The following is a 23,298-nucleotide window of genomic DNA, read 5'->3' as shown; positions in this document are numbered from 1 at the left end:
CGTGCGCGCGTTCACGGCGTCCGCCAGAACAGGGGTCGGGGGTCGAACCACCAGGTGAGCCGCTTGCGGCGGTCCCGGCCGGCGCGCAGCAGCCGCAGGGTGCGGCGGACGCCGTCGGCCACGCGCGCCGCCGCGGCCGCGTCGACGTCGGGCCCCGAGGCGAACCCGACGCTGTTGACGGCGTGGCCCAGCCGGTCCAGGTCGGCCTGGGCTCCCGCGCGGGCGCCCTCGGGCAGCAGGTCGCGTGCGGCGGCGAGGGTGTCGCCGACCGTGCTGCCGGGCGGCAGGTCCGCGCCGCTCTGCCGCAGGCCGTCGCGCAGCTCCCGCCAGGCGCCCAGCACCCGGCGCTCGGGGGTGCCCGCGCGCAGCCGCCGGGCGCCGCGGGCCAGGCGCGCCGCCGGGACGGCGAGCAGCAGCGCGAGCAGGCCGCCGCCGCTCCACAGCAGCGCCGCCCAGGCTCCGCCGCCGCCGCGCTCGCGCGGGGGCGCCGACACGTCGTGGGCGTCGGAGTCGGGGTCCTCGTCCTGGTTCTGCTCGGCGTCCTCGGGTTCGGGGGCGCTCTGCGGGGCGCTGCCCGCGTCGTCGCCGTCCTCGCCGCCGGGCGTGACCGAGAACGGCACCCACCCGACGCCCTCGAAGTAGACCTCTCCCCAGGCCACGGCGTCGCCGGTCTGGACGGAGAAGCGGCCCTCGCCTTCGTCGGTGCCGGGGCCGAACCCGACGGCGACCCGGCTGGGCAGCCCCGCCGCGCGCGCCAGCATGGCGAACGCGCTGGCGAACTGCTCGGATGTGCCGCCGCCGCCCTCCTCCCCGGGCGGGGCGAGGATCGCGGCGACGTTGGCGTAGCCGTGGCCGCCGGGGGTCTCGGGGTCGAAAGAGTGGGAGTCGCGCAGATACTCGGCGATGGCCGCGGCCCGCTGGTAGGGCGCCCCTTCGGCGGCGACCGCGGCCACGATCTGGTTGAGGACGGGCGGCGCGCCCTCGGGCAGCTCGCGGTAGCGGTCGAACACCTCCTCGGCGGGGGTGCTCGCCCCGGCCAGCTCCTCGGCCCGCCAGTCGGGCACCTGGCCGGTCACGCTGTACTCGCTGCCCGCGAGGCCGCCCTCGCGCCGCACCACCGTGCCGGTCACCGGGTCGTAGCCCAGGTCGGACAGCTCCACCCGCTGGGGCGCGCCGACCACGGGCGCCCAGTTGCCGGGCAGGTCGTCGCCGACGGCGATGCGGGCGGTGGTCTCGGTGGGGTGCGGCGGGGGCGGCACCGGCGCGGGCAGCGTCTGCCCGGCGGCGCGGTAGCCGCCCTCGGGCAGCCAGGTGGTGCCGGTGAACTCGGCGAGCACGACCCAGCGCAGGTCCACGGGCCGCTCGGCGGTCACCGTCAGCAGCGGTTCGTCGGGGTCGGCGGCCCACCCGGACAGGTAGCTGAGCGGGTTGAGCGCGGCCTGCGGCGCCATGGGCGGGGTGACGGCGGTGCGCGGGTCGCCGGGCGTGGCGTCCCAGCCCGCGAGCAGCGCGGGGCCGCCGAAGACGGTGAGCGCGGCGACGACGACGGTGATCACCGCCGTGGTGACCGCGCGCCGCAGGCCGGAGGCGCGGGTGCGGGCGTCGGCGGCCTCCACCTCGACGGTCAGCGCGGGCCCGTCGGCGCCGCCGGGGCCGGGGGCGGGCTGGGGCACGGCCATCAGGGCCGCCGCGGCCACGGCGAGCATGCCGATGGCCCCGAACCCGGGCGGCGCCGCGGGCCCGTTGAGCACCACCGCGCCGACGAGCAGCAGCAGGCCCGGCAGCAGCGCCAGCGAGGCGCGGCGCGCGCGCCAGGCCAGCGCCGAGGCGGTGCCGGTGAGCCAGGTGGCCAGCAGCGGGAGGGTGAGGGTGTCGACGCTCAGCGGCGTGGGCGCGGTGCTGGTGAGGATGCGCGCGCCCGAGTGCAGCAGCGCCTCGCCGGCGCCGCCGAGAACTCCGGAACCCTCGCCGGGCAGCCACGCCGCCACCGCCACCACGGCGGCCAGGGGCACGGGCAGGCCGGCCAGGACGGTGCGGAACGCGGTGGTGCGCCGCCGCAGCAGCAGGGTGGCCGCCACGGCGGCCACGGCGCAGGCGGGCAGGAGCGTGTAGAGGACTCCGGGCCGGGCGTAGCCGGGCGCCAGCGCCACGCCGCCCGCGGCGGCGGCCAGGACGAGTCCGGCGGCGGCCACCAGTGCGCGCGGCCGGGGGCCGGGGCGGCGCGGGGGCGCCGGGGGCCGGCCGGGCGGCTCGGGCGCGGCGGAGCCCGGCCCGGCGGGGGCGGTCATCGCGGCCATGCCGCCTCCTTCCTGCGGTCGGCTCCGGTCGTGGTGGTCGTGCGGGCACCGGCGCGGCGGCTCCGCCGGCCGGGCGGATCGCCCCTCGTCGAGGCGGAGGTCGGCGCGGCGGCTGCCGGGCGGGGCGGCCCCAGCGGCGGGCCGCCCGGTGGAGTACCCCCTACGACGGCCCCCGCGCGCGGCCCGGTTCCCGCCGAAGAAATGCCGGAATCGGCCAGCCGACCGGTCGCGGCCCCGCCGCCCGCGCTCTGGGGGCCGTCGGCGGTTCCTCGGCCCGCGTTGGGCGAACAGGCGGTCGCACCGGCGGCGGACGCGTCCCCGCCCGCCGAGCGGTGCTTCGGGGCACGGCGCGCCCGGGGCGGGGCGGAGTCGGCGGCAGGCGGAAGGGGCGGCGGTGTCACCGCGACCATGGTGCCTCGTTCCAGCGGTCGGCGAAGCCAGCGGCGTCGCCGGCGGCGAGCAGGGTGACCCCGGCGGGCGCGGCCGGGCGCTCCTCGGCGCCGACCAGGACCGCCAGCAGGCCCGCGTAGCGGTCGCGCAACTGGGCGAACAGCCGCAGGTCGGCGTCGGTGAGCGCGCCGCTGACCAGCACGGCGGTGTCGCCGGCGGGCCGGGCGCGCGCCATGCGCAGCGCGGCGGGCAGGTCGGCCTCGGGCGTGGGCCGCGCCTCGGCCAGCAGGTCCAGCAGCGTGGGGAGTCCGGCCGTGCTCTCCCGGCCCCGGCCGCTGACCAGCCGCAGCTCGCAGTGCAGCGAGGACCGCACGCCGGTGGCCAGGATGGAGGCGGCGGCGCCGGCGGCCTCGTCCAGCCGGGTGTCGCCGCCGGGCGTGGGCCGGTCGTCCAGCAGCACGCACACCCGCGTCTGGGAGGTGTCGATGTACTCGCGCACCACGAGCTTGTCCAGCCGCGCCGAGCTGCGCCAGTGCACGTGCCGCAGGTCGTCGCCGGGCACGTAGTCGCGCAGCGTGTGGAAGGTGAGGGTGCCGGCGCGGGCGTTGTCGACGACCCCGTCGGGGTCGGCCACCCGGCCCACGGGGATGGCGCGCAGGTGCTCCCAGCGGGGGTGCACCCAGATGCGGTCGGCCGGCCCGTAGCCCCGCCGCAGTTCGGCCAGGCCCAGGGGGTCCGAGCGGCCCGCCCGCAGCGGACCCAGCTCGATCACCCCGCGGCGCGCGGCCGCGACCCGGTAGCCGGACTCCCCGGTGGCGCGGGCGGCCAGCGGCGGCAGCGGCACGTGGCGCTCGCCGTCGGCACCGGCCACGCGCTCGCTGACCTGGAGGGCGCGCCGTCCGGTGTTGCGCGCGCGGATGCGCACCCGCACGGTGGAGCCCGGCGTGGTGCGGACGGCCGGGATGGCGCGTTCGGCGACCACCTCGGCGGGGCGGCCCACCACGGCGACGGCGGCGGCGACCGCCAGCAGCGCGACGGCGCCCAGCACCGCCACCTCCTTGTACTGCGACACCACCCCCGCAGTGAGCAGCAGCGCGCCGGCGGCGGCGACCAGCCATCCCCGTGTCGTCGGCATCAGCGGCCCGCCGCCGCCCCCGTGTACCCCGGCTGGGGTGCCGGGACCTGCTCCAGGATCTCCTCCAGCACGGCCGCGCCGCTGCGCCCGCCCACCGCCGCCTCGGGCGAGAGCACCAGGCGGTGCGCCCACACCGGCGGCGCCAGCCGCTTGACGTCCTCGGGGCTGACGAAGGGCCGCCCCGAGGTGAGGGCGAGCATCCGCATCACGTGCGCCATGGCCACCGTGGAGCGGGTGGACAGGCCCACGCTGAGCGCGGGGTGGTTGCGGGTGGCGTGGGCGATCCGCAGCACGTACTCGTAGACGGAGTCGTGGACGTGGACGCGCCGCGCGGCCTCGGCCATGCGGTCCATCTGCTCGGCCCCGGTGCGCGGGGTGAGGTCCTCGGGCGAGGTGAGGCGGTCGCCGCGGATGATGGCGAGTTCGGCGGCGTGGTCGGCGTAGCCCAGGGACAGCCGGACGAGGAACCGGTCGAGCTGGGCCTCGGGGAGCCGGTAGGTGCCGTCCATCTCGACGGGGTTCTGCGTGGCCACCACCAGGAACGGCGAGGGCACCATGTAGCGGGAGCCGTCGACGGTGACCATGCCCTCCTCCATGACCTCCAGCAGGGCCGACTGGGTCTTGGGCGAGGCGCGGTTGATCTCGTCGGCGACGACGACGTTGGCGAAGACGGGTCCGGGGTGGAACTCGAACTCCCGGGTGCCCTGGTTGAACACCGTGACCCCGGTGACGTCGGAGGGCAGCAGGTCGGGCGTGAACTGCACGCGGCGCCAGTGCCCGTTGACGCAGGCGGCGATGGCGCGGGCCAGGGTGGTCTTGCCGGTCCCGGGGACGTCCTCCAGCAGGATGTGGCCGCGGGCCAGCATCGCGACCAGGGCCAGGCGCACGACCTCGGTCTTGCCGAAGAGGGCCGATTCGACGGAGGCGGCGATCCCGTCGAACTCGTCCGCGAAAAGTGCCGCCTCGTCCGCTGTCACCGCTCCGGCGGCGCCGTGGGGTGCGCCGGACGGATGGGGAGGTACATGGGTGCTCACTGGGAATCTTTCCGCATGAGTTGATCAAGAAGGGACAGCGCAGCCATTGTGCCGCAAAGTTCCCGAAGTCCGCGTCGGTACCCTGCGGATTCTTCCGGTTCGACCAAATAGTCGCTTTCGGCCCGCCGATCGGGTGACGGCGCGGCCACCGGGAGCGGCCGTCGAGCGGGGAACCGCGGGGTCGCCGCCGCGTCGCGCGGGTGCGGGGCGGGACAGCGTGCGGCGGGGTGCGGCCGGGGGCTGCGGGGCGGCGGAGAGCGCCGGGGGCGGGGGCGCTTCGCGGCCGCGGGGGGTGCCGGGGACCGGGCGCCGGATCGGCGTGCGCCCGTCGCCGGCGCCGATGTGGTCGGCGCCTGTGTGGTCGGCGCGGACGCCGGGCGGGGCCGTCCGGTCGGCCGCCCGGCGCGCGGTGGTCGCGGGTTGCTGTGGTGGGTGGTGGTCGCGGGCGATGGGTGCGGGTGGTCGGTGCCGCGTGCGGCGGCGGGCGGGATGTGTCAGGCCAGCCGGGCGGGGAACCCGCCGGTGGCGACCGGCCCCCAGCGCTCCGGCGTGAGGCGCAGCAGGGCCTTGCCCTGGCGGCGCATGGCGGCGCGGTACTCCTCCCAGTCGGGGTGCTCACCGGAGATGTTGCGGAAGTACTCCACCAGCGGCTCGACGGCGTCCTCGCCCTCGATCACCTCGGCGGTGCCGTCCACCTGCACCCAGGGCCCGTTCCACTCGTCGGAGAGCACGACCGCGCTCACGCGGGGGTCGCGGGCGGCGTTGCGGGCCTTGGCGCGCTCGGGGTAGGTCGAGACCACGATCCGGCCCGAGTCGTCCACCCCGCAGGTCACGGGCGACATCTGCGGTTCACCGCCGGCGCGCCGGGTGAGGAGGACGGCGCGGTGGCGCGGCCGGACGAACTCCAGCAGCTCCTCGCGCGACACCCTGGTGGTGGTTGCGATGGACGGACTCATCTGCGGTCTCCCCCTGTGCTGGCTGCGGGACTGCCGCGGCGCCGCCGCCCCCACGCGGCGCGGGCGGGCCGCCACGCACGGCACCCTATACCGGTGCCCGGGACCCGCCGCGCAGCACGCGCGCGGCGCGGGCCGGGCGGCTCAGGCGCCGCAGTTCTTGCCGATCACGGTGACCGAGCGGTCGCCGACGGCGCCGGTGAAGTCGACGCAGATGCCCTTGGCCGATACGTAGACCGGCCCGGCGTAGGAGGAGAAGGTGCCCGAGTCCCACTCGCCCGCGCCCTCCTGGGTGCGGCGCAGCCCGACGTCCATGTAGGTGGCCCCCGAGACGGATCCCATCGTGACGGCGCAGTTGATACCGGTGGCGGAGTCGTAGTAGAGGTACACGGTGCCCTTGCCGCCGGGCACCGCCACCTGGTTGACCGGCTGGGTGTAGGCGCTGCCGTCGGCTCCTCCGCCGCTGCGGCACACCTGGGCGGGGTCGGCGCCCTGAGCCGCCGTCGCCGACGTCATGAACAGCGAGGCGGTGATGGCCGCCACGGCGCCCGCCGCCGTGATCCAGGTCCTGGTGCGGTGCTTCCTGGGCGACACCGTCGCTCCCTTCTGCCGTCCTCAGCAGGGCCGCCCGCGGGCGGCCCGCCGGCGTGGTCAGTTGAACTCGCGTACGCAGCTGGCCTGGCTGGTGGTGCCGCTCTCGGCCGCGGTGCCGTCGGCGCCCAGCGCCGTCACCGTGAACGAGTAGCAGCGCCCGGCCCCCCGCGGCTGGTAGGTGTGGGAGGTGCCCGTCGCGGTGGCCTCCTGCAGCGCCGCCGCACCGTCGCCGCCGGGGGTGACGCGGTACTCCGCCGCGCCCTCCACCGCGTCCCACGACACGGTGACCGTGTCGCCCGACGCCTGCCAGGTGACGCTCGCGGGCGCGCCCAACTCCTCCTCGGGCATGGTGATCTCCTGGCTGGAGGAGGGCTCACCGCTGACCCCGCCCTCGCCGCGCGCCACGACCGTGAAGGTGTAGGAGCCGCCGGGCTCCAGTCCGGTGATCTCGGCGGACGCGCTGCCGGTGGTGCGCGGCGCGGGCACCGCCGACCCCGACGACGACGAGGCCGTCACCTGGTAGTCCACGGCCCCCTCGACCGCGTCCCACGACACGGTTGCGGTGTCGCCGCCGGTGGCCTCGGCCGTGACGTTGGCCGGGGCGCCCGGCGCCTCGGGGCCGGGGGTGACCTCCTGGGTCTGGGCGGCCGGGCCGGTGCCGTACCGGTTGGCCGCGCGCACCCGGAACCGGTAGGCGGTGCCGTTCCGGAGGTCGGTGATCTCGGCGCTCAGCTCCGAGCCGTCGACCGTGCGGCTGCCGCCCTCCCAGGTGATCTCGTAGGTCTCCACGGGTGCGTCCGGGGAGTACGCCGCAGGCCAGGACAGGGTCACGCTGCCGTCGCCGGCGGTGGCCGAGACCGGGGTGGGCGCGCCGGGGGCGTCGGTGCTCTCGGGCTCCTCGGTCTCGCCGTCGCCCTCACCGCCGCCGCCCTCGCCGTCACCGTCGTTGTCGGCGGGCGGCGGGTTGGAGGGCTCCTGCGGCTCCTCGTCCTGCGGACCGGGCCGCGGCGTCTGGCTCTCGCCGGTGCCCGGCGCGGGCGGCGCCTGGGTGCTGGGCGCCCCGCCCGGAGGCTGGGTCTGCGGCGGTGCGCTGGGCTCGGGGGTGCCGCTGGCGGGCGCTCCGGCGCCGGGGCCCTCGCCGTCGCCGGGCGGGGGGTCGGTCTTGTCGACCAGGTTGGCCTGGCCGGAGGGATCGACCACCGCGGCCACGCCGGTGTCGGGCGAGTTGATGAACAGGTGCCCCTCGCGGGCCTCCAGCTCGATCGGGCCCTTGGCGCCGGGGAGGCTGATGGGGTTCAGTTCGGTGCCGTCGGGCTGGAAGACGCGCACCCTGCCGTCGGCGGCGAAGGGGACGTAGACACGGCCCTCGTAGGCGACGGCCGCGCCGGCGCCCTCGCCGCCGGTCGCGAAGGAGGCGACCTCGGCGGCGCCGGCGGCGTCGGAGACGGTGACCACGCGGCCCTTGCCGGGGACGGTGATGGCGGCGAGGTCGCCGCGGGTGCGCGGCGGGACCTCGGCGTCCTTGAGCTTGACGGGCGCGTCCAGCACCCGGGCCTCGCCCTCGCCGTTGACGGGCACGATGCGGTCGCCGCCGCGGTCCACCGCCAGCGCGCCCTCGTCGAGCACGGTCAGCGCCAGGTCGGCGCCGGGGTCGGCCACCGAGACCGTCTCGGCGATGGCGGCGTCCTTGCCCTCCACGCGCACGCCGACGGCGGTGCCCTGGGTGGGCACGCCCAGCCACAGGGTGTCGGAGTCGTCGAACGCGCCGCCGACCAGGGGCGCGGGGATCTCCAGGGAGGCGCCGGTGGGCTGGAGGGTGGCGGGGTCGACGGCCTTGATCTCGCCGCCCAGCCGGTCGATCACCACGGCGGACTCCTTGCCCAGGACCACGCCGAAGTCGCCGCTGCGGCCGAGGTCGAGGACGCCGGAGAAGCCCATCTCGCGCAGGTCCACCGAGGTGACCTTGCCGGTGGAGGGGTCGTGCAGCAGCAGGTACTCGTCGTTCTGGGAGACCTCGACCGCGCCGCCCTTGGAGTCGGGCAGGGAGGTCACCAGGTCGACCTCGGCGTTGTTGCCGTTGACGCGCGCGAGTTCGCCGGCCGGGCTGTTCCACAGCCACGCGGCGCCGTCGGACATCTCGTCGGCGCGGCCCATGGCGCCCAGACCGAACGCGGTGCTGATGAGCGCGGCGGCCAGTACGACGATGGTCAGGCCGGCGGCACCCGACCGGGTGCGGCGGCCCAGCGCGGCGATGCCGCCGCGCAGGTCGAAGCGGCCCGAGGGTGAGGGTGCGGGCGAAGGGGGGTTCGCGGCGGGACCGGTCGGCTGGTCCACCATTCCAGTCTCACTTTCGCGTTCGCGAGCGGCGGGGAGGGGCCGCGTCCGCCGGGCGCCGGAGGGTGCTCGCCGGGGCGCAGGGGGTCGGCACCGGGGGGTGAAGCGCCGTCAGGGGCGGATGGGCACCGGATTGGGCATGGTGTAGCAAAGCAGAATGCGACAAGCCCGTCAATGCGGCAATGGATCACCCGAAACGTCCGCGCCTCGGGAAAACGGCAGCGGGATCGCGAAACCGGCGGCGCCCGGAGGAGGGGTGCCGGGCTCCGGCGGGCGGGCAGGGGCGGGCGATCACCGGGTTCCCCGCGTGCGGCTTGAGGGTGCGACGGGGCGGCGACGGCGGCGGGTGTCTGGGCTCGGCGGCCATCGGGACCCGCCGTGTGCGGCGGGGTCGGCGACGGGGCGCCGAAGGCGGCGGGGGACGCGCGGCCCTGCGGTCACCGGCGCCCGAGGCGGGCGACCCGTATCCGCGATGCAGCCGACGAGGGTGCAGCAGGCCCGCCGTGGCCGATCGCCCGGGCGAGGTTGCGGGCTGGACGGCCCGGGTGACGAGAAACGACAGATCGTCGGCCCACAGGGCGCCCTGTTGCGGCTTATGTCCGCTTAAGCGGTTGACAAGGCCCGGCGACCGGATGCCCCAGAGCCCCACTCCACTCCGACCGTCCAGCATGCGAGTCGCCCCTCTTCCCCACGGGCCCGGAATGACATCCCGAGGGCCGGAGGCCGGGGCGGTCAACTCCGGTCATGCCGGGTCGGCTCCCCGGTCTCGACCACGGCGAAGGACTCCGCCGGCAGGCGCACCACCGCGCCCCCCGCCAGTGCCTCATCAGGCGCCGAGGCCAGCAGCACGCGGCGCGCCGGGCGGTCCAGGCCGAGCTCGCGCTCGGCGTCGCCCAGGTTGCAGGCCACGCGCAGGCCGCCCCGGTGCAGCACGAGGCCGCGGCCGTCGGGGTCGGCGTCGACGGCGAAGCGGTCCAGGCGGGGGTCGGCGAGTTCGGGCCGGGCCCGGCGCAGCGCGATCAGGTCGCGGTAGAGGCCGAGGACGGCCTTGTGCGGCGGGCGCTCGGGTTCGTCCCAGCACAGCACCGCCCTCTCCCGGGTCCGGGGGTCGATGGGGTCGGGGACGTCCTCCTCCGCCCATCCCATCGCGGCGAACTCCCGGCGCCTCCCCCGGCGCACGCCGTCGGCCAGGTCGGGGTCGGTGAACGAGGCGAAGAAGGGCCAGGGCGTGGCGGCCGCCCACTCCTCGCCCATGAAGATCATCGGGGTGTAGGGCGAGCACAGCACCAGCGCGGCGCCGCAGGCCAGCAGGCCGGTGGAGGTGCCCGCCGCCATGCGGTCGCCCCGGGCGCGGTTGCCTACCTGGTCGTGGTTCTGCAGGTAGGCCAGGAACCGGTGGCCGGGGGTGGCGGCGGTGTCGACCGGCGCGCCGTGGGCGCGGCCGCGGAAGCTGGAGTAGCGGCCGTCGTGCAGGAACACCCGGCGCAGCACGTGCGCCAGCACCTCGGGCGGGCGGAAGTCGGCGTAGTAGCCGTGGTCCTCGCCGGTGAGGGCGCAGTGCAGGGCGTGGTGGAGGTCGTCGGACCACTGGGCGGCCATGCCGTGGCCCCCGGCCTCGCGCGGGGCGACCATGCGGGGGTCGTTGAGGTCGGACTCCGCGATGAGGCTGAGCGGGCGGCGCAGGCCCGCCGCCAGCGCGTCGACCTCGGCGCTCAGCTCGCTGAGCAGGTGGCGTGCGCGGGAGTCGCGGAGCGCGTGCACGGCGTCCAGCCGCAGGCCGTCGAGGTGGAAGTCGCGCAGCCAGCCGGTGGCGTTGGCGATCACGTAGCGGCGGACCTCGTCGGAGCCGGGGCCGTCGAGGTTGAGGGAGGGGCCCCAGGCGGTCTCGCCCGCGAAGTAGGGGCCGAAGCGGGGCAGGTAGGCGCCGTCCGGGCCGAGGTGGTTGTACACGACGTCGAGCAGCACGCCCAGGCCGCGCCGGTGGCAGGCGTCCACGAACCGCTTGAGGGCGTCGGGACCGCCGTAGGGCTCGTGCACGGCACCCCACAGCACTCCGTCGTAGCCCCATCCGTGGTCGGCGCCGCCGAAGGCGTTGACCGGCATCAGCTCCACCAGGTCCACGCCCAGGTCGACCAGGTGGTCCAGGCGGCCGATCGCGGCGTCCAGGGTGCCCTCGGGGGTGAAGGTGCCCACGTGCAGTTCGTAGAGGACCGACCCGGGCAGCGCGCGGCCGGTCCAGGCGGAGTCGCCCCAGGTGTGGGCGGCGTGGTCGTAGACGCGGGAGGGGCCGTGCACGCCGGAGGGCTGGTGCAGCGAGCGGGGGTCGGGCAGGGGTGTGGGGTCGTCGTCCAGCAGGAAGGCGTAGTCGTCGCCGGTGCGTGCGGTGACGGCCGAGCGCCACCAGCCGCCGCCGACGGGGCGCAGGGGGTGGTCGGTCCCGCCCACCCGCACCCGCACCCGCCCGCAGGCGGGCGCCCAGACCTCGAACGGATCCCCCTCGCGCGTTGTCACGCCGCCGTTCCTACCCCGGCGGCGGGCCGCTCACGCCCGCGTTCGGCGCTACCGGGGCCGGTGCACCGAGAGGGCGAACGAGGCGGTGACCTCGACGGGGTCGGGCAGGGCCGCGAGCCGGGCGTCGAGGCCGCCCGCGTCCAGGTGCCGGGCGCTGGGGCCCATGGCCACCAGCGCGCGGGCCTGGTCGGGGGCCAGGCGCAGGACGACCTCCAGCTCCTCGCGGTGGGCGCGGGAGAAGTGGTCGGCCAGGCCCTCCTCCAGCCGCTCCTCCTTGCGCGCGTCGACGGTGACCAGGTCCAGGGCGGTGACCAGTTCGGCGAGGTGGCGGGCGGTGGGGGTGACGACGACCAGGGCGCCCGAGGCGGCCAGGACGCGGTGGAACTCGGCCGGCTGCCGGGGCGCGAAGACGTTGAGCAGCAGCGCGGTGCTGGCCGGGCGCAGCGGCAGGCCGCGCCAGGTGTCGCAGGCGGCGGCCCCGGCGCGCGGGTGGGCGCGGGCGGCGCGGCGCAGCGCGAACTTGGAGACGTCCAGGGCCAGGCCGGCGGCCTCGGGCAGGGCGTCCAGGACCGCGCGCAGGTAGTAGCCGGTGCCCGCGCCCGCGTCGGCGACGATCCCGTCGGCGGGGGCGTGCCGGGCGGCCAGGGCGGCGAGCCGCTCCGCCAGCGGGGCGTAGTGCCCGGCCTCCTGGAACTCCTGGCGGGCGCGCACCATCTCCTTGGTGTCGCCGGTGGTGGCGGGGCGGTGGCCGGTCAGCAGGCCGGCGTAGCCCTCCTTGGCGACGTCGAAGCGGTGGCCGGCGCCGCAGGCGAGTCCGCCGCCCTCGGCGGCCAGTCCGGCGCCGCAGACGGGGCAGGCCAGGGCGGCGAGCACGGGCGCGGGCATGCGCAGCCGGGTCGGTGCGGGGGGCCGGGAGCCGTCGGTGGAGGTCATGGCGGCTACCAGCCTAGACGCTGCCGCGCCCTCAGCGCGGACGGCCGGGGCCGCCAACCGGACGGTCGGGGGCGGGCCGCCGGGGCGCGGCCCGGCCCCGCGCCGCGGCCTCCGTACGCGGGGCCGGTCACCTCCGGTAGCGCCGCGCCACCGCCGCGAAGGCGGCCTTGGGTTCCCACTCCATGTCGGGGTAGGTCCGCCCCCGGCGGCCGTCGAGGTACTTGACGATCCCCAGGCCGGCCCGGTCCAGGTCGTCTTGGGGGTCGCCGTCCGGGCGGTGCGGGTAGCCGGGCTGGGCGAACAGGAACACGAACGCGCTGTCCACTCCCTCGGTCTCGAAGACCTCCAGCAGTTCGCTCAGATACGCGGCCTGGCCGGCCTCGTCGCGCTCGTACACGCCGTTCAACCGGATCGGGGCCCTGGTGCGGGGGTCGTGCTCGACCACGTCCAGCACCCGCCCTCCCCGGTCCCCCGCCCCCCGGTAGGCCGCGGTGCCGAACCCGGTGATGGCGAGCGGCCGGCGGGCGCGAACACGCGGCACTGCCGCTGATCACCGCCCGGGCCGCGCTGCGTCGTGCCCTCCGGGGCCCTGCCCGACCGGCTCCGCGCGGCGCTGTCCGCGCTCGCGCCCGCGTTCGACGCCGCGGAGGGCGAACCCGGCCGTGAGGCCGCCCCCACCGGCCCGGCACCCGCCGCCGCGCACGGCCTCCCACCGTCGTCCGCGGCGGCCGACCTGCCGGCCGGGTCACCGCAGACCGGTCACCCGCTGGGCTGCCGGCGCACCAGCAGGGCCACCGGGTAGCGCGCGAGCAGCGACTCCAGGCGGGCGGCGCAGAAGCCGTCGGTGCGCTCGGGGGCCACGACCTGCCCGGTGAGCAGGTCGGTCCAGGTGCCCGGGCCCGTGGGCAGCGGCAGCACGGTGTCGCGCCATCCCCCCGCGCGGGCCAGGCCCAGCGGCAGCCGGGTGGCCACGGCCGCCACGTCGCGCTCGGGGCCGCGCGCGAACGCCACGGCGTGGGCGGCGGCCGGGCCGCTGGGCTCCAGCGGCAGGTAGCCGCGCAGGTCGCGGCCGCCGTCGCGGCGCAGCAGCAGCGCCTGGCGCACCACGTGCAGCTTGGCCTCGCCGGTGGCGTCGACCTCGGGCACGTGGCCGCGCTCCAGGCGCTCCAGCAGGCACTCGCGCAGCGTGAAGTCGACGGGGCGGCGGTTGTCGGGGTCGACCAGCGAGAGGTCCCACAGCTCGGTGCCCTGGTAGACGTCGGGCACCCCCGGTCCCACCAACTGGAGCAGCTTCTGGCCGAGCGCGTTGCTCCACCCCGCCGCGCGCACGCGCCCCACGAACGCCGCGACGTCGGCGCACAGGTCGTCGTCGGAGAGCACGCGTTCGGGCCAGGCGGCGACCTCGGCGTCGAACTCCGGGTCGGGGTCGAGCCAGGACGTGCGGACCTTCTGCTCGTGTGCGGCCTTGAGCAGGTAGTCGCGCAGGCGGTCGGCGCTGATGGGCCAGGTGCCCACCAGGGTCTGCCAGGCCAGCAGGTCCAGGGCGGGGTCGGGCAGGGCGCGGCGCTCGCGCCAGCGGCGCACGGCGGCGGCGAACTCCTCGGGGATCTCGCTGAGGACGGCCAGGCGGGCGCGGACGTCCTCGGAGCGCTTGGTGTCGTGGGTGGACAGCGTGGTCATGGTGTGGGGCCAGGCGGACTCGCGGCGGGCCTGGGCGGCGTGGAACTCGGCCACGGGCACGCCGAAGCGCGCGGGGTCGCCGCCGACCTCGTTGAGCGCGACCATGCGGGTGGCCCGGTAGAAGGCGGTGTCCTCGGTGCCCTTGGCCATGACCATGCCGCTGGTCTGCTGCACGCGCAGCGCCGGCTCGCCCTCGGGCTCGGCGCGCACGCGGGCGTCGAGGGCGGCCAGCACGTCGGCCAGGTCGGGGCGGGCGGCGCGCGCCTGGGCCAGGGCGGTGTCCCAGGCGGCCCGGCCCTCGGGCAGGTAGCTGCGGTAGGCGGGGAAGGACGCCAGGAGTTCGGCCACGGCGTCCTCGGCCCGGTCGGGCTCGGGGTGGTCCAGCAGGGCGGCGATGCGCACGACCTCGGGGCGCAGCAGTTCGCGCGCCGCCATGCGCCGCCCCTCGGCCTTGGCGGCGGCGTGGTCGGTGGGCACGCCCAGGGAGTCGGCCAGCGCGGTCAGGCCGGGCTCACCGGCGGGGTCCACGAACACGCCGCAGACCTCGCGCAGGGCGTCGTAGCCGGTGGTTCCGGCCACGGGCCAGGAGGCGGGGAGGTCCTCGCCGGGTTCGAGGATCTTCTCGGCCACGATCCAGCCGGGGAAGCGCTCGCGCAGGCGGCGCAGGTAGGCGCCGGGGTCGGCGAGGCCGTCGGGGTGGTCCACGCGCAGGCCGTCGAGTTCGCCGCGCTCGGCCCAGCGCAGGATCTCGGCGTGGCCGGCGGTGAACACGTCGGGGTCCTCCATGCGGACCCCGGCCAGGCCGGTGATGTCGAAGAAGCGGCGGTAGTCCAGGCGGGTGCGGGCGCGCCGCCAGGACACCAGCCGGTAGTGCTGGCGCGCGTGCACGTCGGCGGGGTTGTCCCCGGCCCGGTGGGTGCCCGGGGCGAGCGGGAACCGGTGGTCCTCGTAGGTGAGGCAGCCGTCGGCGATCCCGAGCTTGGCCAGGGCGGCGGCGCCGTCGTCGCCGTCGTCGGCCAGGACGGGGAGCTGGAGGACGTCCTGGGACCAGTCGATGTCGAAGCAGCGCGCGTAGGCGGAGTCGCGGCCGTGCCGCAGGACGTCCCACCACCAGGGGTTGGCCGCCGGGGCGGCCACCGACATGTGGTTGGGCACGATGTCGACCACCACGCCCATGCCGTGCGCGCGCAGCCGCTCCACCAGTGCCGCGCGCGCGGGGTCGCCGCCCAGGGCGGGTGAGACCTCGGTGGGGTCGACCACGTCGTAGCCGTGCTCGGAGCCGGGGGCGGCGGTGAGGATGGGCGAGAGGTAGGCGGTGTCCACGCCGAGGCGGTGCAGGTAGCCGACGAGTTCGGCGGCCCGGGTGAGGGTGAGGGCGGGACCGAGTTGGAGCCGGTAGGTGGAGGTCGGGGCTTTGGCACGCACGTTGGATCATGTGCCCGTGCGGCGCGGCTTGAACCGTGGTTTCCGGGCGGATGGCGGGGTTGGGCGGGGGTTGCGGGGGGACCGCGCGCTCCGGCGGCGCGGGCGGCCGGAGCGCTCCGGGGCCGGGGCGCCGCGGCACGGAGCGCCGGGGCGCCGGGGCGCTTTCCGGCGGGTCGGCGGGAGCGCGGCACTAGGATGCCCCTGCGCCGCCTGCGCCTCCGCGGATCCACGTCGTCCGCGGATCCGATCCGCAGCCAGAAAGGGCCGCCCGCGATGGCCGACTCCGCCGCCACCACCGTGCTGCTGCTCAACGGTCCCAACCTCAACCTGCTGGGCACCCGCGATCCGGGCCAGTACGGCACGGCGACCCTGGCCGACATCGAGCGCCGGGTGCGCGACCTGGGCGCCGAACTGGGGGTCGCGGTGGAGTGCGCGCAGAGCAACCACGAGGGCGAACTGGTGGAGCACGTGCACCGGGCGCGCGACCTGGACGGGATCGTGCTCAACCCCGGGGCCTTCGCCCACTACAGCATCGCCCTGCGCGACGCGATCGACGCCGTGGACACCCCGTGCGTCGAGGTCCACATCTCCAATGTCTACGCGCGCGAGCCGTTCCGCCACACGTCGGTGACGGCCCCGGTGGCGGCGGGCTACATCGCCGGATGCGGCCCGTTCGGCTACGAACTGGGCCTGCGCGCGGTCCTGTCCCGCATCGAGGAGCGCCGCGCCGAGCGGGGGTGACCCCCGGCCCGGCGGACCGGGGGTTCCCGTGGCCCTTCGGCCGTCTCAGCCGTCGAGGTGGTCGAGACGGTTGAGATAGGGCCGCACCCGTGTGGGCCTCTCATCGGGGAGCGGGAGGAGGTTGGCGTTCTCGCTCAGCGGGTTGCCGCACCACGAGCAGCACTGGCCGGTGTTGCCGTCGCGCTCGCACAGCCGGCAAGCCCATTTCCCGGGCGGTTCGGGGAGTTCGTCGGCTAGCCCCGGCGGGTGATTTTTGTCGTTTCCTTCCAATTCTTCACCTCCACTCGGTCCGGCGGGTACTCCAGAAGGCGTTCCATCTGCCAGGGCGTGGGACTAGCGAGAGTCGGGGCCCAGTTCTTCCCCGCGGGCATCTTTTCCGGATCGAGAGAGGCGTAATAGGAACCGCCGAACTCCCCGTTGTCCATACTCGGCCAGACGTAATAGGCCGGATTGACCGCGTTCAGGTCGATGATCCGTATTGCCACATCTGAGGGAAGCGCGGCAATGATGTGGTCGGGTGGCAGCCTCATGGTTTCTTCTCCTGTCTGGAAATCCCCATCGCTCTCCAGGGTCACGCTGTCAATCGGCCAGGAGAAGCCAGGTGGCAGCGATGGGCAAGGACTGGGAGAAGTAGCCTCCAAAAGCCAACACCATGTGACATGCTTGCCAACATGAACATGCATCACCGCCAGTTCGGGACCACTCTCCGAAAATGGCGTAACAGCAAGGGATTGACTCTTGAGCAGGTCGCTTCAGCGACAAGCCTGGCGAAGAGTACGATCAGCAAGCTTGAGTCGGGCTACCGTTCGACCACGCTCGCCAACGTCGAACGGCTCGACTCCCTGCTGGAAGCCAACGGCGAAGTCGTGACGGCCTGGCGCGAGTCGCGAGACCGGGCCTCAGATCCCGACTGGCTGAACCGCATCAGGGAGAGCGAGGAGCGGGCCACCGAGATCCGGGCGTTCAATCCCCTGTACGTCCCCGGACTGCTGCAGACCCCTGACTACGCGCGAATAGTGTTCAGTGACGCGTCGCCGGGTGAGAACCCGGAAGCGATCGAAGCGCTGGTGGAAGCGCGGTGCGACCGGCTCCGGCAGCTTGAGGCCGCAGTGCGGGTCATCATCCCGGAGTTCGTCCTGCGGTACGCGGTTGGCGGCTCCGAGACCATGCACCGGCAGCTGCAGCACCTCATCGACCTCTCAGAGCGCGTCCGCATCCAGGTTCTCCCTGATGGCATCGGCTACCACGGCCGATTGGCGGGCTCATTCCGCATCCTGTCCTTTGACGATCGAGTCCCCCGCGTGGAATGCGAGCATGCCACGGGTTCGATTGTGGAGGTCAGGACCGCCGAGGTCAGAAGGCTGACGACCGTGTTCTCCGAGCTTGCGAGCTGGGGCTACGATCCAGACCGGAGTTTGGCCGCATTGGAGGAGATTCGAGATGGATTCGCAGTGGCGTAAAAGCACTTACAGCGGCCCCCGGGGCGACTGCCTTGAGGCCCGCGTTGGCGACAACGGGACGGCCCTGGTGCGCGACACCCGGAACCGCGAGGCCGGGTTCCTCGCCTTCCCCGCCGCCGAGTGGGCGGCCTTTCTCGCCGACGCCGACAGGCTCTGACCCCTCCGCACACCCACGCGCCGGCGGCCCCGAGTCCTCTCCTCGGGGCCGCTGTGCTGTCCGCACCCCCCTGCTGCCACGCACGTTAACCTGCTGTTAGATTCTGCGCCGTCGTCCGCTCACCGGTGAGCCGCCCGGGGGACACCCCTGGGGCGGTTCGACCGCGAGCGGTTACCGTCCGATCACAAGGGGGACTGACACCTCGTGGCCCTGTCCCGGTTCCGGCACCGTCGCCGTACCCGCTCTCTGACCGCGACCGCTCTGGCCGCCGTGGTGGCGCTGGCAACCGGCTGCGGCAGCGACAACGCCCTGCGGGGCGAGGAGCCCCCGCCCGTGCCCGGCGACCTCGCCTGCCTTGACGGCGCCCTCTCCGGTGCGGGGTCCAGCGCCCAGGAGAACGCCATGCACACCTGGGTGGCCGCCTACCAGATCGCCTGCTCCGACGCGCTGGTCCTCTACGACGCCATCGGCTCCGGCGGCGGGCGCAGCCAGTTCATCGACGGCGCCGTGGACTTCGCCGGGTCCGACTCCGCGCTGGAGCCCGAGGAGCACCAAGACGCGCGCGAGCGGTGCTCCGGCGCGCCCGCCGTCAACCTGCCCGGCTACGTGGTGCCGATCGCCGTCGTCTTCCACCTGGAGGGCGTCGACTCGCTGAACCTGCGCCCGGCCGTCCTCGCCAAGATCTTCGACGGCCGCATCACCCGCTGGAACGACCCCGAGATCGCCGAGGACAACCCCGGCACCGACCTGCCCGACACCCGTATCACCCCGGTCACCCGCTCCGACGAGTCCGGAACCACCGAGAACTTCACGTCCTACCTCGCGGCGGCGGCCGGCGACGCCTGGCCGCACGAGCCCAGCGGCAACTGGCCGCGCCCGCCCGTCGAGGCCGCCCAGGGCAACAGCGGCATCGCCGAGGCGGTCGAGAGCGCCCAGGGCGCCATCGGCTACGTCGAGGCGTCCCACATCGGCTCGATGTCCACCGCCGCCATCGGCCACGGCGACGGCGAGTTCGTCGGGGTCGACCCCGAGGCCGCCGCGCGCGTGGTGGCCGCCTCGCCCGAGCGCGAGGGCGGCGGCGAGCACGACCACGCGCTGGAGATCGACTACGGCACCACCGAGCCGGGGACCTACCCGATCGTGCTGGTGACCTACGAGATCGCCTGCCTGCGCTACCCCACCCCCGAGGAGGCCGAGCGCGTCCGCGCGTTCCTGGGCTACGTGTTCAGCGAGGCGGGCCAGCGCGCGGCCGCGCAGGAGACCGGGTCGGCGCCGCTGCCCGAGGGCCTGCGCGCCGACCTGCTCGACGCGGTGGCCGCCATCGGCGCCGCGGGCTGACCCGCGCCGGGCGCGCCCGCGCTCAGCAGCGGCGGGCGCGCAGGGCGGCGTAGAGCCGGGCCAGCCGGGAGGGCCGACCGCCGGGATCGGGCTCTGGCCGGGGAGCGGGCGGCCGGGGCGCCTGCGGCGCGGGCGGGCCCAGCAGGTCGACCAGCACGGACTCCCCCGCCTGGAGGCGGTAGCGGCCGTAGACCTCGGCCACGACGTCGGCGGGGTCCTCGCCGCGCACCCGGACCCGCAGCGCGCGGGTGTGCGCCCGCGTGCGCCACAGCCGCACCCCGCAGCCCCGCGCGGGCGCGCGCACCGGCACCGCCTCAAGAACCCCGGCCCGCGCGCGCTCGGCGCGGGCGATGAGCCTGCTCAGGGCGCCCGGGGCCAGGCCCCAGTGCACCGGCACCTGGAGCAGCCAGGGCGCGGGGAACGCCGTGCGCGGGACGACGGTGCTGAAGGAGACGCGGGGATGGCCCCGGTAGTGGTCGCGCACGGCGCGCAGCCCGGCGCCCGAGGGCGGGCCGGGGTCGTCGGCGCGGTCCCAGGCGCCGACCAGGGTGACGGCGAGGTCGCACCCGGTCTGGGCGAGCAGCCGGTCGACGCAGGCGCGCACGAGCGGCGCGGGCACCCCGCCGGCCTCGACCACCGCCTCGACCCGCTGCGCCCCGGAGGGGGCGGCCGGGGTGCGGGGGTCGGGTTCGGCGCCGCGGGCACCGGCCGCCTGCCCCGCCAGCGCGCGTTCGGGCACCAGCACCGCGCCCGCGTGCCACAGGCGCGCGCAGAGATCGCGTTCGCAGTCGGGGCCGGAGTCGGGGTCGAGGCCGCCGACCGCCTCGTACAGGGAGCGCCGCAGCATCAGGGCGGAGCCCGCTCGCGGCGGGTGGCCGCCCAGGGGCGCGGCGCGCACGGCGCCGGTGCGGGCCAGGGTGGCGCACTCGGCGTGCAGGTGGTGCCAGCGGGCGTGGGACTCCACGAAGACGGGGTCGGGTCGGGCGCCGGAGTCGAGCCAGCACAGCAGGTCGCCGCCGGTGGTGTGGGCGCCGTAGGCGCGCAGGCGGCCCTGGGGCGCCGGGCCGCCGTCGCCCAGCGCGGGCACGGCCGCGGCGCGGCGGCCGGGCCCCAGGGGTCCGGGGGGCGCGGGGCGGAGGTGGTCGTGGACCACCACGACCTCCAGCAGCGCGGCCGGGTAGGTCTGGGCGGCCAGCGCGCCGAGGGTGGCCGAAAGCGGTCCGGGCTCGGCGCCGCACACCACGACGCTCACCGTGAGCCGGGGCGTCCAGGAGCCGACGCGCGGCGGGCACAGGGACCGCCAGTCGTTGCGGAAGACCCGCAGGGGCAGCCGCTCCACGCGCCCCCGGAAGGAGACGCCGTCGGCCCGCGACACACGGTACTGGTCGATGAACACAGAGTGATTGTAGGCGGCCGGGTGCCGAGCGCACCTCCCCCTTGGCGAGCCTGGGGATTCAGCCCCCGGCGCGAGCGGGCGCGGCGATCGCCGCGCGCAGCCGGTCGGCGTAGGCGCCGAACGCGGCGGCCATGTCGTAGTCCTCGGGCGCCAGCAGCCACTGGGTCTGCATGCCGTCCATGACCGCCAGCACCTCGGCGGCCACGGCGGCGCAGTCCAGATCGGCGCGCAGCTCGCCGGCCTCCACCCCGCGCCGCAGGCCCGCGGCCATGGCGGCGACGCCGGTGCGGTAGCGCTCGGCGAAGTAGTCGCGGGCCGGGTGGTCGGTGCCCACGGCCTCGCCCGACAGCACCGCGAAGGCGCGGACCACGTCGGGCTGGCGGGCGTTGTGGGCCACCAGGCGGCGCACGAAGTCCAGCACCGCCGCCCCGCTCTGCCCGGCCCAGCCGCCCACGGCGAGCACGTCGCGCCGGTCGCGCTCGGCCAGCAGCTCCTCCAGCAGCCGGCGCTTGCTGGGGAAGTGGTGCAGGAGGCCGGGTTGGGACAGCCCGCAGTCGGCGGCGATGCGGGCCAGCGAGGACCCGTGGTAGCCGGCGGCCGCGAAGTGCCTGGTGGCGGCGGCCAGGATGCGTTCGCGCACGGAGTCGCCCTGGGCGGTGCGCCCGCTCGGGCGCCCGCGCCGCACCGGGCGCGCGGCGCGGTCGGTGTGGGGGGAACCGGTGGGAATGCGTGCCGCGCCGTCCATGGCCGCTAGTCTATGATCGCCGCGGCGGCGCGCACCCGCGCCGCGGACGGTCCCGCTCGCCGCCGTCCGCTCCGGGCTCCCGCCCGCCGCACTCCCCGGCACCGCTCCGGTCGCCCTGCCCTCGGCGCCTAGGCGGAGGCCCCCTGTCCCGCGGAACCCGGTTGCTCTCTGATCACGGGTTCGGCGCCCGGGCCGTCCGCGGGCGCCCCGCGACCTGGCTCAACGCTAGGATCAGCCGGGTTCTCCCCCCGTTTCCCAATGACCCAAGGTAGTCACTCAATGAACCAGTTGCAGACGCTTACCCAGTTCGCCGTGCGGCAGCGGATCCGGATGATGGTCAACCAGTACGAGGTCCGCGCCATGCTGCCCGACGGCAGCGAAGGCGACCTGATCTGCTTCGCCCAGCAGAAGCGCCTCGCCTTCAAGGAGCAGGTGACGCTCTACACCGACGACACCAAGCAGTACCCGGTGCTCGGCTTCAAGGCCCGCCAGGCCATCGACCTGGGCGCCACCTACGACGTCACCGACCACAACGGCCAGCCGATCGGCCTGTTCCGCAAGGACTTCAAGCAGTCGCTGCTGCGCTCGACGTGGCACCTGGAGCAGCCCGGCCTGTTCACCGCCACGGGCCAGGAGCGCAACCAGGTGCTGGGCATCCTGCGCCGCTTCATCGAGGCCGCGCAGTTCATCCCCTACCACTTCGACTTCGTCGCGGGCCAGCACCCGATCTTCTCCGTGGACAAGAAGTGGGGCCTGCGCGACCGCTACACCGTCCACGTCCAGGACCCCAACGTCGACCGCCGCCTGGTCATCGCCATGGCCGTCGCGCTCGACGCCCTCCAGGGCCGCTGACCCGCGGGCCCAACGGGTTTCCGCCGGGGGCGAGGCGCCTTGACCCGCTGCCTCGCCGCCCCCGCAGCACCCCTCTGACCTGCGATTTCACGGCTGACCTCGCTAAATTCCCGCGAATCGGCCACACTTCAGGGGGTTGCCGGTAGGGCCCGGGCCCATCGACGCGCGTCCGTGACCATCTGACCCCCTTGCAGCTCAGGACCGCGGGTGCGCGGGCCCGCCGGCGACCTCCCCCGGTCCCGGGCCGCGCCGATCAGGCCGGGCCGGCCACCAGGACCCGCATCTCCACGGCGAGGTCGCGCACCTCCAGGGTGCGCAGTCCCGCGGGCCGCAGCAGCGCCTCGTACTCCCCCACCGTGCGCTCGCGGCCGGCGGTCATGACCATCATGTGCAGGTCGAACGCCCGCGACAGCCACGGGTGGCGGCCGTCGGGCATGATCCGCTCCACGATCAGCAGCCGCGATCTGGGGCCCATGACCGCCGCGCAGTTGGCCAGCAGCCGCCCGCTGGTGGAGTCGTCCCAGTTGTGCAGCACCCGGCACAGCAGGTAGACGTCGGCACCGGGCACCACGCGCTCGCGGAAGTCGGCGCCGACGAGGTCGCAGCGGCCCTCTTCGATGAACGGCGCCAGCCGCTCGCGCGCGCTCTCCAGCGCCTGGGGGCGCTCCTGGAGGGTGCCGTGCAGGTGGGGGTGCTCGCTCAGCAGCGCCGACAGGCGGGTGCCGTCGCCGCCGCCGATGTCGGCCACCCGGCCGACGCGGGCGAAGTCGAAGGCCGCGGGCAGCCCGGCGGCGAACCCGCTGCCCACCGACATGCCGGCGTCGAACAGCGCGGCGTCGTCGTGGTGGGCCGCCAGGTAGGAGTAGACGTCGGTGCCGTGCACGCTCTGGAACGCCTGCTCGCCCGTGCGCACGGCCTCGGGCAGCCCGCGCCAGGCCCGCAGGAAGAAGTCGCTGTTGTAGAGCAGCGCCAGGTCGCGCATCGACGACGGGTGGTCGCTGTGCAGCAGCTCGCCCATGGAGGTCAGCGAGAACCGGCCGCCGCGCTCCTCCACCAGGCCCAGGGCGGCCAGCAGCCGCAGCAGCCGCACCAGCGGCTCGGGGCGCAGGTCCAGCGCGGCCGCCAGCTCGTCGGCGCCGCACGGGCCGTCGCCGAGCCGGTCGACGACCCCCGTGCGCACGGCCGTGACCACGGCCTCGGCCAGCCACGGCCCCACCATCAGCCGCAGCAGCTCGCGGCTCTCGGCTTCCTGCCCGGCCATCGCGGCCCTCCTCGCCCCTCGACCCCACACCACCGTAACGCCGCGTGGAGACGCCGACACCC

At 75.9% G+C, this 23,298-nt stretch carries 19 protein-coding genes; 5 read left to right on the top strand and 14 right to left on the bottom strand.

Annotation, left to right across the window (positions count from 1 at the left end):
- Nucleotides 1–11: 11 nt before the first annotated feature.
- From HNR12_RS01620 to treY, 10 genes are all read right to left on the bottom strand, one after another.
- Nucleotides 12–2,297: a DUF3488 and transglutaminase-like domain-containing protein gene (locus HNR12_RS01620; RefSeq protein ID WP_179765779.1), complete on the bottom strand. Its 2,286-nt coding sequence runs from the start codon at nucleotides 2,295–2,297 to the stop codon at nucleotides 12–14.
- Between the two features lie 397 nt (nucleotides 2,298–2,694).
- Complete coding sequence (locus tag HNR12_RS01615; RefSeq protein WP_179765778.1) at nucleotides 2,695–3,822, bottom strand: DUF58 domain-containing protein; 1,128 nt, start codon at nucleotides 3,820–3,822, stop codon at nucleotides 2,695–2,697.
- Nucleotides 3,822–4,799: an AAA family ATPase gene (locus HNR12_RS01610; protein WP_179765777.1), complete on the bottom strand. Its 978-nt coding sequence runs from the start codon at nucleotides 4,797–4,799 to the stop codon at nucleotides 3,822–3,824. Before HNR12_RS01610 ends, HNR12_RS01615 begins: the two co-directional genes overlap by 1 nt.
- 551 nt (nucleotides 4,800–5,350) lie before the next feature.
- Complete coding sequence (locus HNR12_RS01605) at nucleotides 5,351–5,812, bottom strand: PPOX class F420-dependent oxidoreductase (RefSeq protein WP_179765776.1); 462 nt, start codon at nucleotides 5,810–5,812, stop codon at nucleotides 5,351–5,353.
- A gap of 141 nt (nucleotides 5,813–5,953) precedes the next feature.
- On the bottom strand, nucleotides 5,954–6,403 hold the full coding sequence (locus HNR12_RS01600) for a spore-associated protein (protein WP_308118515.1): 450 nt from the start codon (nucleotides 6,401–6,403) through the stop codon (nucleotides 5,954–5,956).
- 57 nt (nucleotides 6,404–6,460) lie between these two features.
- Nucleotides 6,461–8,740: a fibronectin type III domain-containing protein gene (locus HNR12_RS01595; protein ID WP_179765775.1), complete on the bottom strand. Its 2,280-nt coding sequence runs from the start codon at nucleotides 8,738–8,740 to the stop codon at nucleotides 6,461–6,463.
- A gap of 729 nt (nucleotides 8,741–9,469) precedes the next feature.
- Nucleotides 9,470–11,248: a malto-oligosyltrehalose trehalohydrolase gene (gene treZ, locus HNR12_RS01590; protein WP_179765774.1), complete on the bottom strand. Its 1,779-nt coding sequence runs from the start codon at nucleotides 11,246–11,248 to the stop codon at nucleotides 9,470–9,472.
- Between the two features lie 48 nt (nucleotides 11,249–11,296).
- Nucleotides 11,297–12,133 (bottom strand): putative RNA methyltransferase, encoded by an 837-nt coding sequence (locus HNR12_RS01585; RefSeq protein WP_179770324.1) that lies wholly within the window; start codon nucleotides 12,131–12,133, stop codon nucleotides 11,297–11,299.
- Nucleotides 12,134–12,308: 175 nt separating this feature from the next.
- Complete coding sequence (locus tag HNR12_RS01580) at nucleotides 12,309–12,722, bottom strand: hypothetical protein (RefSeq protein ID WP_246424977.1); 414 nt, start codon at nucleotides 12,720–12,722, stop codon at nucleotides 12,309–12,311.
- Between the two features lie 218 nt (nucleotides 12,723–12,940).
- A complete protein-coding gene (treY, locus tag HNR12_RS01575) occupies nucleotides 12,941–15,286 on the bottom strand; it encodes a malto-oligosyltrehalose synthase (RefSeq protein WP_179765773.1) in 2,346 nt (781 codons plus the stop codon).
- Between the two features lie 273 nt (nucleotides 15,287–15,559).
- On the opposite strand from treY, the gene aroQ reads away from it, so the two are divergent.
- Nucleotides 15,560–16,027: a type II 3-dehydroquinate dehydratase gene (gene aroQ, locus HNR12_RS01570; RefSeq protein WP_179765772.1), complete on the top strand. Its 468-nt coding sequence runs from the start codon at nucleotides 15,560–15,562 to the stop codon at nucleotides 16,025–16,027.
- 233 nt (nucleotides 16,028–16,260) lie between these two features.
- On the opposite strand, the gene HNR12_RS01565 is transcribed toward aroQ, so the two are convergent.
- Entirely contained in the window at nucleotides 16,261–16,602 is a 342-nt protein-coding gene (locus tag HNR12_RS01565; protein ID WP_179765771.1) for a hypothetical protein, read from the bottom strand.
- A gap of 84 nt (nucleotides 16,603–16,686) precedes the next feature.
- Here HNR12_RS01565 and HNR12_RS01560 point away from each other — a divergent pair, with 84 nt between their 5' ends.
- From HNR12_RS01560 to pstS, 3 genes are all read left to right on the top strand, one after another.
- The gene (locus tag HNR12_RS01560) at nucleotides 16,687–17,487 is read left to right on the top strand and encodes a helix-turn-helix domain-containing protein (RefSeq protein WP_179765770.1); all 801 of its coding nucleotides are present in this window, start codon (nucleotides 16,687–16,689) and stop codon (nucleotides 17,485–17,487) included.
- A complete protein-coding gene (locus HNR12_RS01555; RefSeq protein WP_179765769.1) occupies nucleotides 17,468–17,644 on the top strand; it encodes a DUF397 domain-containing protein in 177 nt (58 codons plus the stop codon). Before HNR12_RS01560 ends, HNR12_RS01555 begins: the two co-directional genes overlap by 20 nt.
- 273 nt (nucleotides 17,645–17,917) lie before the next feature.
- Nucleotides 17,918–18,982 carry a phosphate ABC transporter substrate-binding protein PstS gene (gene pstS / locus HNR12_RS01550; RefSeq protein ID WP_372451087.1) on the top strand — a complete coding sequence of 355 codons (1,065 nt, stop codon included), beginning with the start codon at nucleotides 17,918–17,920 and terminating at the stop codon, nucleotides 18,980–18,982.
- Nucleotides 18,983–19,004: 22 nt separating this feature from the next.
- On the opposite strand, the gene HNR12_RS01545 is transcribed toward pstS, so the two are convergent.
- A complete protein-coding gene (locus tag HNR12_RS01545; protein WP_179765768.1) occupies nucleotides 19,005–20,378 on the bottom strand; it encodes a glycosyl transferase family 2 in 1,374 nt (457 codons plus the stop codon).
- Nucleotides 20,379–20,436: 58 nt separating this feature from the next.
- Nucleotides 20,437–21,123: a TetR/AcrR family transcriptional regulator gene (locus HNR12_RS01540; protein ID WP_179765767.1), complete on the bottom strand. Its 687-nt coding sequence runs from the start codon at nucleotides 21,121–21,123 to the stop codon at nucleotides 20,437–20,439.
- A 279-nt stretch (nucleotides 21,124–21,402) separates the two neighbouring features.
- Here HNR12_RS01540 and HNR12_RS01535 point away from each other — a divergent pair, with 279 nt between their 5' ends.
- Nucleotides 21,403–21,975: a hypothetical protein gene (locus HNR12_RS01535; protein ID WP_179765766.1), complete on the top strand. Its 573-nt coding sequence runs from the start codon at nucleotides 21,403–21,405 to the stop codon at nucleotides 21,973–21,975.
- Nucleotides 21,976–22,228: 253 nt separating this feature from the next.
- Here the strand turns inward: HNR12_RS01535 and HNR12_RS01530 are convergent, their stop codons facing one another.
- Nucleotides 22,229–23,236: a methyltransferase gene (locus tag HNR12_RS01530; protein ID WP_179765765.1), complete on the bottom strand. Its 1,008-nt coding sequence runs from the start codon at nucleotides 23,234–23,236 to the stop codon at nucleotides 22,229–22,231.
- Nucleotides 23,237–23,298 lie beyond the last annotated feature (62 nt).

Source organism: Streptomonospora nanhaiensis (assembly GCF_013410565.1).
In the GTDB taxonomy this organism is placed as follows: domain Bacteria; phylum Actinomycetota; class Actinomycetes; order Streptosporangiales; family Streptosporangiaceae; genus Streptomonospora; species Streptomonospora nanhaiensis.
The sequence above is the reverse complement of the archived record's forward strand: the minus strand, read 5'-3'. Positions and strand labels throughout refer to the sequence as shown.